Raw genomic sequence first — 13,284 nt, 5'->3', positions numbered from 1 at the left:
CCAGGAACCGCCGCTCCTCACAGGATCCGGCGCTCGCGTCCCGCCCATTCCCTCTCGCGGAGCTGGAACTTCTGGATCTTACCGGTGGACGTCTTCGGCAGCTCGGCCACGAACTCCACCGCGTCGGGCGCCTTGAACCGCGCGAGGCTCGTCCGGACGTGCTCGATCAGGTCGGCGCCGGTCGCGGCGTGCCCGTCGCGGAGCACCACGAACGCCTTGGGACGCTCGCCCCACTTGTCGTCCGGGACCGCGACGACGGCGACCTCCAGCACCGCGGGATGCGAGTCGATCGCGCGCTCGACCTCCACCGTGGAGATGTTCTCGCCGCCGGAGATGATGATGTCCTTGGACCGGTCGCGCAGCTCGACGTACCCGTCCGGGTGGCGGACGCCGAGGTCGCCGGAGTGGAACCAGCCGCCCCGGAACGCGTTCGCGGTGGCCTCCTCGTCGCTGTGGTAGCCCTTCATGACGTTGTTGCCGCGCATGACGATCTCGCCGAGCGTCTCGCCGTCCGCCGGGACGTCGTTCATGTCGTCGTCGACGACGCGGAGGCCGTCCGTCTGGACCATGCCGACGCCCTGCCGGGCCAGCAGCCGCGCCCGCTCGGATCCGGCCAGCTCCGGCCAGCCGGGCTGCGGCTCGCACACCGAGTACGGCCCGTAGGTCTCGGTCAGCCCGTACACGTGGACGATGTCCGCGCCGAGCCCCTCCATCTGCGCGATGATCGTCGGGCTGGGCGGGGCGCCCGCCGTCGTCACGGTCAGCGGCCGGTCCAGCGGGTGCGCCTCCGGGGCATTCGCGATCGTCACCAGGACGGTCGGCGCGCCGTTGAGATGCGTGACGCCCTCGGTGTCGATCAGCCGCCACACCTCCCCGGCGACGACGGCGCGCAGGCACACCTGCGTCCCGCCGATCGCGACGAGCGCCCACGGCGTGCACCAGCCGTTGCAGTGGAACATCGGCAGCGTCCACAGGTAGACGCTGGCGGGCGTGTGCCGCGAGTGCACGACCTCGCCGAGCGCGTTCAGGTACGCGCCGCGGTGCGTGTAGACGACGCCCTTCGGGCGTCCCGTGGTGCCGGACGTGTAGTTGATCGAGATGGCGGCGTTCTCGTCGTCGACGTCCCAGGGCAGCGGGTCGTCCGAACCGCGCGCCAGCAGTTCGCCATAGGTGATGCCGCCGACCGCCGGATCGGGTTCCGCGCCCGCCGCCGGGACCGTGACGACCTCCGGCAGCCCGCCCGCGAGAGGCGCCACGGACGGATGCAGGCCCGCGTCCACGACCAGCGCCTTCGCGCCGGAATGACCGAGGATGTAGCGGATCTCGTCCGGCGCAAGCCGCGTGTTGATCGCGACGAGGACCGCCCCGGCGAGCGGCACGGCGAAATGCGCGACCAGCAGCTCCGGGACGTTCGGCGCCAGGTACGCGACACGGTCCCCGAGCGCGATCCCCGACGCGCGCAGCGCGTTCGCGAGCCGGGTCGTCTCGGCGGCGAACTCCGCGTACGTAGCGCGCCGGTCCCCGTAAGCGTAGGCCGTCTTGCCGGGGAACACCTCCGCGGAGCGGTTGAGGAACGCGAGCGGGGTGAGCGCCGTATAGCCCGGACCGTTGTCCACCGAGAGCCTCCGCTGCCGTCGGCCGAGGACGTGCACCGGCGCCCTCGGCATGGATGTGACCAGCGTCTCAAGGATCGCACGCGGTCCTCGGCGGACGCCTCCGACCGGCGGGCGGCGTGTCCCGCCGGGACGTGTCCGGCTGAGCGCTCGGCTAAGGGGCGGCGTGGCGCGCGGTCTCCAGCCCGAGGTGGATGCGGTACCGGTCGGCCCGGTACGTGGCGAACGCGACCTCCGCGCAGACCCCGCGGCTGAACGTCCGCTGCCGCAGGAAGAACACGGTGCCGCCCGGCTTGATGCCCAGCAGCCCGGCCTGGCGCGCGTCGGCGGGGCCCGCCTCGATCGTCTGCTCCCCCGCGTCCATGAAGATCCCGAACTCGCGTTCCAGCACGGCGAACAGCGACGACTCCGGCTCGCGGCGCTCGAACAGGTCCGGCGCGAGGGACGCCGGGATGTGCGAGCGCTCCACCGCCATCGGCTCGCCGTCCGCCAGCCGCAGCCGCTCCAGGACGTGCACGGCGACGCCGGGAGAGGCGCCGAAGTACCCGGCCAGGCGCGCGTCCGCCGTGATCGTCCGGGTGTCGAGGTCGCGGCACGCGGGCTCCATCCCGCGGGCGCGCATGTCCTGGGTGAAGGACACCAGCTCCTTCGGCATCTGCACCTTGGGACGGGCCACGTACATGCCCTTGCCGGGGATGCGGCGGAGCCGGTCCTCGGCGACGAGCAGGTCGACGGCCTGCCGGACGGTCATCCGCGACACCCCGAACCGCCGGCACAGCTCACGCTCGGACGGGACGGGCGCGTCCACCGGCAGCCGCTCCTGTTCGATCATGTGGAGGAGGATGGCGCGGAGCTGCATGTACTTGGGCGAAGGTGCGGAGGGATCGATCACCCTTCATGCATATCCGATCGCCGGTCCGGACGGTCCGCTTTCACTCGTCGGATCGGATTCGCGGGTCAAAATCGGATTGGCCGGTCAGATCGGTTCGCGGGTCAGGATCGCCACGGCGCCGACGGTCGCGTACCCGCGCCAATCCAGCTCGGCGGCGGGAGAGTAGCTGGCGAAGTCGACCCGCCACCCGCCGTCGTCCTGCTGCCGCTCGTCGAGCCGCCGCAGCTCGCCGGCCACGACCTCCGGGGTGAACAGCGCGCGGGCGAGACGGTCCGGGTGGGGCGCGAAGTCGAGCGGCCGCATCATCTCGTCCGCCAGGCCGCCCTGGACGTGGACGAGCCCGCTCGGCGGGATGTGCTTCCCGAGCAGGTCGATGACCTCGGTGTCGCGGACGGCGTCCGCCAGCCACATCGTGAACGCCAGCTCCAGCGCGTGCAGCTCGTCCTTGGCCTCCTCCTTAGCCCGGACGGTGTCGAGGCAGTACCGCGTGGCGCGGTCGAGCCAAGGATGCGCGGCGACCGCCTTGTCATGGACGGCGACGCGCTGCGCCATGGCCGCGACGACCGCGGTGATCTGCAGCGAGGACGCCTCCGGGTCGGCGCCCGTCCAGAACGGCGCACTGCCCGCGGGATCGGGGACGCGCAGCCCGAACGGCAGGCCGCCGTCCGGGAGCGCCACGGACTCCAGCCAGTCGCAGAGCGCGGCCGCCTCCGGGGCCGTGTCCGGGGCGAGTTCCGCGAAGACCTCGAACGCGTGCAGCGCGGGGCCGGGCTGACTCGTCCGCGACCGCAGGTCGGGTTCGAGGCCGTGTCCGTAGCCGCCGTCCGGGTTCCGGTAGGCGTTCAGCGCGGCCAGCAGCGCATCGCGGTCACCGTCACCGGCCCCCGTGAGCAGCTCGAACCGGCGGCGGTCGAGCATGCGCGCGTGCGTGGCCATGAAGTCGGATGCATTGTCCAGGTCCATGACTCCAGCGTGGCCGCCGCTTCCTCGTCCGTCTTGTACCTTTCGGCCATCACCAGGTAAGGAAAAGCTCCTTGGGCGAGCGGTGGATCAGGCTGGGCAGCATCTCCACCGGCCCGTCCAGCCGCAGGCCGGGCAGTTCGGTCGTCAGCGTCTCCAGCGTGATCCGGACCTGCTCGCGGGCGAGCTGCGCGCCGGGACAGGCGTGGGCGCCGTGCCCGAACGCCAGGTGCCGCGCGGGCTCCCGGGTGATGTCGAACGCGTCGGGACGGTCGTGGGCGTCCGGGTCGCGCCCGGTCGCGCCGAAGGCGACGAAGACCTCGGCGCCTTCGGGCAGCTCGGTTCCCGCCAGCACGACGGGACGGGTCGTGACCCGCCGGAAACCCTGGATCGGCGGTTCGTACCGGGCGGCCTCCTCCACCGCGGCCGGTATCAGCTCGGGCCGCGCGCACAGCAATTCCCACTGCTCCCGGTGGCGCAGCAGGTGCAGCACGGCCGTGCCGATGAGCGCCGTGGTCGTGAGGTGCCCGGCGAGCAGCAGGTTCTGCAGGTTGGAGACGAGCGTGCCGTGCGGCTCGATCGCGCGGATCATCTCGCCGCACAGATCGTCTTCTCCGTGCTCGCCGTCGCGCTCGCCACGGGCTTTCACGTGGGCGTCCAGGACCCGTTTCATCCCCGCGACGTCGTTTGCCGCCGCGACCTGCTCCTCCGCGCTCATCGGGCGGAACACCAGGTCATCGGCCCGGTAGCTGCCCTCCACCAGGGCGGGCACGTCGGCGGGGTCGATGCCGAGCAGATGGCCGATCACCTCGCCTGGCAGGACGCGCGCGTACCGTCCCATCAGCTCGACCCGGCGCTCGGCGGCGAACGAGGCGACGAGTTCCCCGGCCCGTCCGGTGATGAACGGGACGGCCGCCGCGACGCGTTTCGGCGACAGCCCGCGCGTCAGCGGCTCCCGCACCCGCCGATGCTCGTCGCCGTCAGCGGTGAGCACGACGGGCCTGCCCGCCGGAACCGACTGCAGCACCGCCACCGCCTCCGGGCCGGGCACCACGTCCGGCCGCATCGCGTTCGCCGACGAGAACGTCTCCGGATCGCGCAGCACCGCCCGCGCGTCGGCGTCCCGGACGACGAGCCAGGCGTCCAGCTCGGGGACGAACACCGGCCCGTCCGCCTCCCTGGCGCGGGTGTAGAAGGGGTAGGGGTCGTGCCGGTCGAACTCCAACGATCGTCCCTCCACGCCGATGATCATCCACCGTAGCGGGCGGGCCGGAAAACGGAATGCGCCGGACGAACGGCGCGGCCTAGCCTGGCGGCATGGAGGTCGCCTTCGAACGCACGGGTCACCGCCGCTACGCGACGGTGATCACGCTGCCCGGCGGGCGTCGGCGCCGGATGGACCCCGCGCCCGGATTCGACGAGAACATCCCGCACGACCTCGTCCACTACCTGACCGAGGCCGAGCTCGGGCTGTCGTCCGGCGTCTTCGGACGCGCCGCGGCGGGCGGCGGTGGCGGCTTCGTCGAGACGGCCGAGACCCCGGGCGATCCGCGGCGGCGGGCCAGGGCGCAGCGCAAACTGAAGAAGCGAGAAGCGTCGCTGGGCAGGGCCGACCGCGGCGACATGGCCACGTCCGAATATTTCGCGGGCATCTGCGACGTCGCGTGGCGCCGCCGCGCCGGCGCCACCGCCCCCGTCTGGGCCGACGGCAAGTCGATCCCGCCCGAGGACGCCCCCACCGTCGACCGGATCCTGAACCGCCTGGACGAGCTGGCCCCGCTCTGGCGCGACCTCCCGATCGGCGGCGCGCTCACCTTCACCTGGCCGCACCCGGCGGTGACCGTCCGCCGCCCGGCCGACGCCTAGCCGCCGCGCAGAGCGACGCCTAGCCGCCGCGCAGGGCGACGCCTAGCCGCCGCGCAGGGCGACGCCTAGCCGGCGCGCAGGGCGAGGCCCAGCGCCCGGAATTGCTCCACCGGCCGGTGGTAGCCGCGCTCGATGTGGTGCACGCCCCGGAGCGTGGACGGGCCCTCCGCGACCGCGGCCGCGAGCACCGCCGAGAACCCGGCCCGGATGTCGGGCATGGTCACGTCCCCGCCCCTGAGCTTGCTGACCCCGCGCACCACGGCCGAATGGAGCGCCGCCGTGTCGTGGTAGCGGCACGCGGGACCACCCAGGCAGGTGTCGTAGACCTCGATCTCGGCGCCCATGCTCTGCAGCGCGGGAACGTACGCCAGCCGGTTCTCGTAGACGGTCTCATGCAGCACCGACATGCCGTCCGCCTGGGTGAACAGGACCATGAGGGGCGTCTGCCAGTCCGTCGCGAAACCGGGGTGCGTGTCGGTCTGGACGGCGGCGGGGCTCAGCCCGTCCGGCGCGGACGCCATGATCCACTCGTCCGTGATCTCGAACTTCGCGCCCATCCTGGTCAGCGTCGTGATCGCCGTGACGAGCCGGTCCTGCGGGCAGCCGTGCACCCGCACCTCGCCCCGGGTGACCAGGCCCGCGACCAGGTAGGAGAACGCCTCGATCCGGTCGCCCGCAAGCCGCGTCTGCGCTCCGGTCAGCCGCTCGACGCCCTCGACCACGATCCGCCGGTCGGGCGCGAACGAGATCCGCGCCCCCATCCGCTGCAGGAACAGCGCCAGTTCGATGATCTCCGGCTCGGTCGCCGCGTTCCGGATGACGGTCTTGCCCTCGGCCCTGACGGCCGCCAGCAGCACCGTCTCCGTGGCGCCGACGCTCGGATACGGCAGCTCGATCCGCGTCCCCACCAGCCGCGACGCCCGCGCGTGGATCCCGTCGGGCTCGATCCTCACCTCGGCCCCGAACGCCCGCAGCGCCTCCACGTGGAAGTCGACCGGCCGCCGCCCGATCGGGTCGCCCCCGACCAGCGGCACGAACGCCTCGCCCGCCCGGTGCAGCAGCGGCCCCAGCATCAGGATCGGGATCCGGTTCAGCCCGGTGAACGCCTTCCCGACGCTCGGGTCCGACACCGGCCCCGGCACGACGGCGACGTCGCCGCCGGAGCGCTCGACGGCCATCCCGACGTGCTCCAGCATCCCCGCCGTGATCCCGACCTCGCCGACGTCCGGCGCGTTGCCGATCGTGCTCGGACCGTCTGCCAGCATGGCCGCGACCATGTGCTTGCTGACCGCGTTCTTGGCGCCCCGCACGGTGACGTCCCCGCGCAGCGGCCCGGACGGCTCGATCTGCCACAACTTCTCAGCCATCAGAGCAGCCTACGACGTCCTGAGCGGACACCCGGCAAACTCGGAGCGAACCGGACGAAAGCGACACCCGCTGGACCCGTGGCCGCGGGCGGAATCTCACGTGCGGCACTCCTCACCCCGGCAATCCCGGAGACGCCGCAGCAACTCCTGCAACCGCTCGCGATCCTGTTGCGAAAGCCGGTTCGCAGCATTGTCAAGCTGGCTGGGATCTCGTTCGAGATCGTAATACTCCGTCTCCCCGCCCGCGTATTCGACGTACAACTCAGTCGCCGTGCGAATGGCCTCATAGCTGGGCGGATTACCGCCGACCCGGTTCTGCCGGTCCGGATCGCCTGGCGTGTTGTTCGGCCCGTGATGTTCGACGAGCACCGCCTTACGAGGCGGCTCCGACCTTTCTCCCGTAAGGGCGGGAACGAGCGACCGGCCGTCCACTCCGGCGGGCACGGACACTCCGCCGAGTTCCTCGAACGTCGGGCACAGATCGGTGTTCTGCGCCAGCGCATGATCGGTCGTCCCGGCGGGCACGGCCGGCCCGGTCACGACGAGCGGCACCTTGATGTCGGTGTCGAACGCCGTCTGCTTTCCGTGCGCAAGCCGGTGCTCGCCCATGTGGAACCCGTTGTCGGACGTGAACACGAGATAGGTGTCGCGGTCGGTTCCGGTGGCCTTCAAAGCCGCCTGCAGTCGTCCGATCAGCGCGTCCACCGCCTGGACGGACTGCGCCCGCTTGCGGAACGCCCTGTCGATCCCGCCAATCTGCCCCGGCCTGAGACGAGGATGACCCTTCAGCCACGTCGCCTTATCCGACACGTCCGCCTCATTGAAGGACGGCCCACGCGGAGCCTTGAGCCCGGGGAACTTGCCGGCGTCGCGCGGCGCCGGCGTGTACGGCCCGTGCGGCGCGAACGTCGAGACCTCCAGCATGAACGGCCGATCGTCCCCGGCCGCCCGGGTGATGAAGTCCCCGCCCTTTCGCGCGAGCACGTCGGTCATATAATCGGCCAGCCGGTCTCCGTATCGGACGGCGCGACCGTTCTCGTTCAACGTGTAATCGAACCCCTGGTACCCGTTCCCGGCGACATACCACTCGTCCCAGCCCGGCGGCACCGGGTCACTAGCCTGATAGCCGTTGAGGTATTTTCCCATCATCGCCGTTCGATACCCCGCTTTCCGAAGCGCCGTGGCGAAGGTGCTGCGCTGATTTCCCCGTGCGTTGAACGTCCGGTATCCGCCGTCCGCGCCCTGGTTCGTGAAGACACCCGTGTTGTGCGGATAGCGTCCGGTGAGAGTCGTGGCCCGCGACGGACAGCACAGCGAATCAGTGACGAAGTAGTTGCCGAACGTGAGCCCCTGCCGCCGCATCTCCTTAACGCGCGGCATGTACTCCACAAGGTTTTCGGAAAGATCATCGGTGAGCACAAAGACGATGTTCGGCCGCTCCTTCGCCGCCCCTCCCTCCTGCTCCTCCGCCCGCAGGAACGTCCCCGAACACGAAGAAGAAAGAACCAGCGACGCGGTAGCCGGCAATGCGATCAGCCGAACCAGCGGGCGGCCTCCCATACGGCCCCCTCCCAACCGACGACGAAGACCGGCACCCACGTTGCTGAATCACACTGGGAAGGCACCGAGCAGAGACTGGGATCCGCCTGAGAGTCCCCTGAACGAGGGAGTTCGCATCAATGGTCGAGCCGTACCCGTCCGCCGAAGCACTCACGTGGGCCGCACTGGCTGCCGGTGAGCCCGTACAGGTCGTCCGCCGCCTCCCGGGCGGGACGCACGCCGCCACACACCTCCTCACGACCACAGAAACCCGGCGGGAGCTGGTACTGCGCCGCTTCCCGCACGGCGACACGGCCGCAGCGAACGAGGCGCGCGTGCTGGACGTCCTCGACGGCCTGGACGGCTGGGCCCCGCAGCTCCTCGGCGCCGACCCGGACGGCCACCGGTGCGGCGGGCCCGCCGTCCTGATCACCCGGCTCCCCGGTCGCGCCGACATCACGTCCGTCGCCCCTGACACTGCGGCCGTCCAGCTGGGCCGGGTCCTCGCCCGCCTGCACGGCATGCCGCTCACTTCCCTGACCGGCCTCCGCGACGGAATGGCCGCCGCGCTCGCGTCACCCACCCGCAACGAGGCCACCGCACCCGGCGCCCAGGCGCTGCTGGCCCACGGCCACCGCCTCGCCGAGGCCGAGCACGTCCTCACCCACTACGACTTCTGGTCAGGCAACGTCCTGTGGGACGACGGGGCTCTCACCGGCGTCATCGACTGGTCGGGCGCATCCCGCGCACCGCGGGGCTTCGACGTCAGCTGGTGCCGCCTGGACCTGGTCCTGCTCCACGGCCCGCACACAGCCGAGACGTTCACAAACGCCTACCAGGAAGCAGCGGGCAAACCCATCCCCGATCTCCCACTCTGGGACGTGTTCGCCCTGACCAACTCCCATCACGCAGTCGAAACCTGGCTGCCCAACTACCACGACCTCGGCCGGACGGACCTGACCGCCGAAGACCTCCGCAAACGCCACACCGCCTGGACCGACCGACGCCTCCCCCGCTGCCCTTAATCGACCTCGTCCACAGATGCCACGAAGACGAGGTCGCGGACCCGCTCAGCCACACACACAAAGCCGAAACCGCCAATGGTCGCGAGCGAAGCGAGGTTCTCACGATCTATGGTCGCCCGCACTTTGCCGACCTCTGGCGCTTCACGGGCCAGTCGCAGCAGTTCACGGAGTATCGCCTTCCCATGACCGCGCCGCCGATGAATGGGATCCACGGAATACCCGACCTCCACGGTGCCGGTCTCGTCCGGCCGCCCGTGGAATCCGCCGTGACCGACGGCCACGTCATCGGCCATCGCCACATGAATGCACCACGGTGCACTGGCGGGGTCGGACGTCAACTGGTCAAGACGCAGCCACCAGACATGCCTCAACTCGGGGCCGGCGAAGTATCCGGGCAGCTCATGCCCCAGGAGAGACCCGGCGCCCTCCAGGTCGCCCCGCGAGAGCGCCGCGAGGACAGGCGCCGGCAGCGCGACAAGTCGCATGATCACAGCATGCCGCAATCCGCGCGTCGATCTCACGCAGCTCGGCGAAGGGCCACGGAACGCAAATCCCACGCCGGGGAGCGCCGACGCTAGACCGTCCGGGCGGCGTCCTCCGTCCAGGAATCGGCGAGGGCGCACAATTCATCAAGCGCCGCTTCGACGCGTTCCCGGTCGCCCGTGGTGAGGATGTCGGTCTGCAGCCCCGAATAGGCGCTGTTCAGATAGGTCGCCTTGACGCGAGCCTGCGCGGGGTCGAGGCCGCGGGCGATCAGCGCACGAGCGACGAACTCGGCCCGTTCCGTCAGAAACTTCGGAACCCGGTCGCCGAGACGCCCGGCCGCCGCCAGCCCCTCGATCTCGCGGATGAGCCGGGTATGGGCGACGTTCTCGGGCGCGAGATGGCGGCGCCAGGAGTCGCGGACGACGGCGCCGATCCCCCGTCCCGTGTCGTCCCAGCCCTCGGTGGCGCGAAGCTGCTCGTGCTGGACGTCGTCCAGGCGTTGCAGCAGCGCGGCGAGAAGGTCGTCCTTGTCCGCGAAGTGATGGGTGAGGACGCGCGTGCTCTGCCCGAGCGCCTGGGCGATGGGACGCATCGACAGCCCGGACATCCCCTGCTCGGCGAGGTGGTCGAGGACCGCGTCGAGGATCTCGGTACGGCGATGCGGGTCGCGCGGCCTGGCCACGGATGGGTCTCCTTCGTCCCGGGGACGTCCATCCTATAGGGAAACGAGTGTTACCTTAATGGGCATGCCGCTCTTCCGACGCCACATGGGCGGCGGGCTCCGGCTCGCCGCGCTTGCCCTGACCGCCTTCACCCTCCAGACGGACGACTTCGTGATCATCGGCGTCCTCCCGTCGATCGCGCGCGGCCTCTCCGTCACCGAGGCCGCCGCCGGACAGCTCGTGACCGTCTTCTCCGTCATCTGCGCCGTCGTCGCGCCGATCGCGGCGGTGGCCACCGCGTCCTGGCCGCGGCGCCGCCTGCTCGCCGGCGGGATGCTGCTCTTCTGCGCGGCGAACCTCGCCGTCCCGCTCGCCACGTCGTATCCGGCGCTGATGACGCTGCGGGTGCTGGCCGCGCTCGCCGCCGCCGTCGTCCTCCCGACGGTGTTCGCGGTCACCGCCGCACTCGCCCCGCCCGGACGCCAGGGCCGCGACCTGGCCACCGTGATGGCGGGGCTGACCGGCGCGGTCGTCGCCGGCGTACCGGCCGGGACGTGGATCGGCGCGGCGTTGGGCTGGCAGGCGACCTTCGTGTCGAACGGCCTCCTCGGCGTCGCCGCCCTGGCCTTCCTGCTCATCGCACTGCCCGACGTCGCCCCTCCGCCCGCCGCCGGGATGGCGGAACGCCTCCGCCCACTCGCACACCCCGCCCTGGTGTTCGTACTGCTGGCCGCCATCATCGCCGTCCTGGGCAACCTGCTGTTCCAGACCTACCTGGGCCCGTTCCTCGCGGACGTGGCGGGCGTGGACTCGACCGGACTCGGCTGGCTCCTCCTGCTCGCCGGCGCCGCCGGCATCGCAGGCGCACGTCTCAGCGGCACCCTGGTCGACCGCATCGGCCCGGCGCGGACGTTCGCCGTGGCCATCGCCGTCTTCACCGCGGCCATGACGGGTTTGGCGTTGTCCTGGACGCTGCGTCCGGCGCACGTGGCGCTGGTCGTCCTGCCCCTCGTCGTGTGGTCGGCGGCCGCCTGGGCGGTGCCGCCACCGGTCCAGGCGCGCGCCCTGGCCTTCGCCGGATCCCAGGCGGGCCCTCAGGCGCTGGCGCTAGTCAGCAGTGCCGTCTACCTCGGCGCCTCCCTGGGCGCGGGCCTCGGCGGCTGGCTCCTCGGGACATTCGGCACCGGGACGCTCCCCGTCGCGGCCGGAACCTGCGCCATCGTCGCCCTGGCCTTGTTCGCCCTGGCCGGACGCACCGCACCAGCGACCGACACAGCCTCCGGACGGACGAAATCCGAGCCCCATCACACGACCATCTGAACGTTCCAAATACCGCGGCCGCGCCGGTGCAGATGTGTGGGTTGGCACCGGCGCGGCCGCGGGTTCGACCCATGTCGAACGGTCCAAATTCTCTCCCATCGCACAGCGCACAGACATCGCGCCCCCCACACAACGACGATCTTGCAGGTCGACGGCACCGACACGTCCGTAAGGCCCGCCGACTGCTTCCCGTCCCCGCGCCAGAACGTCCCGCCAGCCGAACACACACCCGACGATCCACTGGCCTCATCGTCCTCCGACGATGGCCCACCACCCCATCGCCCACCTGACGCTCCCCCTAAGGGCATTCGGCGTCCCTCGTCACCGGTAATGCGGAATGCTCACGCACCCTCCGAGAACAGGAGACGTCCCAGCGCACCGACACCCACGCCATCCCGCCCGGATCGCCCGCTACCGCTCGGCCCTTTCTCGCATCCCGCGAACCGGCCGAATTCACGAGCGCCTCACCATGCCTCTCACGCCCGGCGAAATGGGACGCATCCTCGGCCCGCCGGACGACGCGCGCAGTCCAGGAAACAGGCGCCTACTTGGGAACGCGTCCAACCCGCTCAAGACCGCCTCACACGCAGCCTCACCGGACGAAGACTTCCGCGAAAACCACAGCCGCCACCGTCTCCAACTCTCCCTTCCGCATTCGAAACGGGTCCCGCTGATCCCTCCCATCGACCGCGCCAACCGTGACACCGGCAGGGTCACCTGTCATTCTGCCCAGGCCCACATGTATGCCTGATACCCAAACACTTCACGCGCCCCCCAGAGCCCGCCTCCGCAATTCGCCCGACGAGGTCGTCTAAAACACCACCCCCACCATTCGCAGGCCGACTGAACTCTGGCTCGACGGCCGGACCTCGTCACAGCCGCCGTATCCTGGACGAATGATCAACACCGAGCCGGACTGGGAGCGACGGATCGCCGAGCTGTGGGCGACCTTCGACGACCACGAGCCCCAAGACTTCCTCGCAAAGGTCAGGAAACTGACCGGCGAGCGTCCGGCCGGCGACGCCATCGCCCACTACGAACTGGCATCGGCGCACGACTCGATCGGCAATGAGTCCGAGGCCGCGACGCACTACCAAGAGGCGTTCGCGGCTGGTCTTGCGGGGTCGCGGCGGCGTCGGGCGGCGATCCAGTTCGCCAGCACTCTGCGTAATCTGGGCCGGGCCGGGGAGAGTGTCGCGTTGCTGGCCGCGGAACGCGAGGCGGTGTCCGACGAGTTCGACGACGCCGTCACCGCGTTCCTGGCCTTGGCGCTCACCGATCTCGGGCGAGACCGAGAAGCCGCAGCGCTCGCGCTCGGGGCGCTGTCACGCCACCTTCCGCGCTACAACCGTTCGCTCGCCCACTACGCGAAAGCCCTCATGGAAAACTGACCCACCACAGAAATGAGAAAGGCCCCGCCGATGAATCGGCGGGGCCTTCCCCGTAATAAATGTCCGGCGGTGTCCTACTCTCCCACACAGTCTCCCATGCAGTACCATCGGCGCTGAAGGGCTTAACTTCCGGGTTCGGGATGGGACCGGGTGTTTCCCCTTC

12 protein-coding genes and 1 rRNA gene are annotated in these 13,284 nt (G+C 70.8%); 4 read left to right on the top strand and 9 right to left on the bottom strand.

Annotation, left to right across the window (positions count from 1 at the left end; genetic code table 11):
* Window positions 1–17 precede the first annotated feature (17 nt).
* The 4 genes from ACH35V_RS41705 to ACH35V_RS41690 all read right to left on the bottom strand — a co-directional run bounded on the left by ACH35V_RS41705 (window position 18) and on the right by ACH35V_RS41690 (window position 4,705).
* Window positions 18–1,616 (bottom strand): acyl--CoA ligase family protein, encoded by a 1,599-nt coding sequence (locus ACH35V_RS41705; RefSeq protein WP_395980432.1) that lies wholly within the window; start codon window positions 1,614–1,616, stop codon window positions 18–20.
* A gap of 151 nt (window positions 1,617–1,767) precedes the next feature.
* Window positions 1,768–2,505 (bottom strand): GntR family transcriptional regulator, encoded by a 738-nt coding sequence (locus ACH35V_RS41700; RefSeq protein WP_395980431.1) that lies wholly within the window; start codon window positions 2,503–2,505, stop codon window positions 1,768–1,770.
* 84 nt (window positions 2,506–2,589) lie between these two features.
* A complete protein-coding gene (locus ACH35V_RS41695) occupies window positions 2,590–3,468 on the bottom strand; it encodes a hypothetical protein (protein ID WP_395980430.1) in 879 nt (292 codons plus the stop codon).
* A 49-nt stretch (window positions 3,469–3,517) separates the two neighbouring features.
* Complete coding sequence (locus ACH35V_RS41690; protein WP_395980429.1) at window positions 3,518–4,705, bottom strand: cytochrome P450; 1,188 nt, start codon at window positions 4,703–4,705, stop codon at window positions 3,518–3,520.
* 77 nt (window positions 4,706–4,782) lie between these two features.
* Here ACH35V_RS41690 and ACH35V_RS41685 point away from each other — a divergent pair, with 77 nt between their 5' ends.
* On the top strand, window positions 4,783–5,331 hold the full coding sequence (locus ACH35V_RS41685; protein ID WP_395980428.1) for a hypothetical protein: 549 nt from the start codon (window positions 4,783–4,785) through the stop codon (window positions 5,329–5,331).
* Between the two features lie 65 nt (window positions 5,332–5,396).
* On the opposite strand, the gene murA is transcribed toward ACH35V_RS41685, so the two are convergent.
* Both murA and ACH35V_RS41675 read right to left on the bottom strand, forming a co-directional pair.
* Window positions 5,397–6,698 carry a UDP-N-acetylglucosamine 1-carboxyvinyltransferase gene (gene murA, locus ACH35V_RS41680; protein ID WP_395980427.1) on the bottom strand — a complete coding sequence of 434 codons (1,302 nt, stop codon included), beginning with the start codon at window positions 6,696–6,698 and terminating at the stop codon, window positions 5,397–5,399.
* Window positions 6,699–6,794: 96 nt separating this feature from the next.
* Window positions 6,795–8,258 carry a sulfatase gene (locus tag ACH35V_RS41675; RefSeq protein ID WP_395980426.1) on the bottom strand — a complete coding sequence of 488 codons (1,464 nt, stop codon included), beginning with the start codon at window positions 8,256–8,258 and terminating at the stop codon, window positions 6,795–6,797.
* Between the two features lie 119 nt (window positions 8,259–8,377).
* Here ACH35V_RS41675 and ACH35V_RS41670 point away from each other — a divergent pair, with 119 nt between their 5' ends.
* Window positions 8,378–9,262, top strand: a complete 885-nt coding sequence (locus ACH35V_RS41670; protein WP_395980425.1) for a phosphotransferase family protein — start codon at window positions 8,378–8,380, stop codon at window positions 9,260–9,262.
* On the opposite strand, the gene ACH35V_RS41665 is transcribed toward ACH35V_RS41670, so the two are convergent.
* Window positions 9,259–9,747 carry a GNAT family N-acetyltransferase gene (locus ACH35V_RS41665; protein ID WP_395980424.1) on the bottom strand — a complete coding sequence of 163 codons (489 nt, stop codon included), beginning with the start codon at window positions 9,745–9,747 and terminating at the stop codon, window positions 9,259–9,261. The genes ACH35V_RS41670 and ACH35V_RS41665 overlap by 4 nt on opposite strands.
* Before the next feature lie 89 nt (window positions 9,748–9,836).
* A complete protein-coding gene (locus ACH35V_RS41660; RefSeq protein ID WP_395980423.1) occupies window positions 9,837–10,430 on the bottom strand; it encodes a TetR/AcrR family transcriptional regulator in 594 nt (197 codons plus the stop codon).
* A 64-nt stretch (window positions 10,431–10,494) separates the two neighbouring features.
* Between ACH35V_RS41660 and ACH35V_RS41655 the strand changes: the two genes are divergently transcribed.
* Entirely contained in the window at window positions 10,495–11,730 is a 1,236-nt protein-coding gene (locus tag ACH35V_RS41655) for an MFS transporter (protein ID WP_395980422.1), read from the top strand.
* 896 nt (window positions 11,731–12,626) lie between these two features.
* Window positions 12,627–13,121, top strand: a complete 495-nt coding sequence (locus tag ACH35V_RS41650; RefSeq protein WP_395980421.1) for a tetratricopeptide repeat protein — start codon at window positions 12,627–12,629, stop codon at window positions 13,119–13,121.
* A gap of 61 nt (window positions 13,122–13,182) precedes the next feature.
* Here ACH35V_RS41650 and rrf read toward each other — a convergent pair.
* Window positions 13,183–13,284: ribosomal RNA gene (rrf, locus tag ACH35V_RS41645) — 5S ribosomal RNA — on the bottom strand; the annotation flags it as partial.

It is taken from the genome of Actinomadura sp. 1N219, assembly GCF_044326405.1.
Lineage (GTDB): Bacteria > Actinomycetota > Actinomycetes > Streptosporangiales > Streptosporangiaceae > Spirillospora.
Note: the sequence above shows the minus strand (reverse complement) of the source record. Positions and strands in the feature narration are given on the sequence as shown.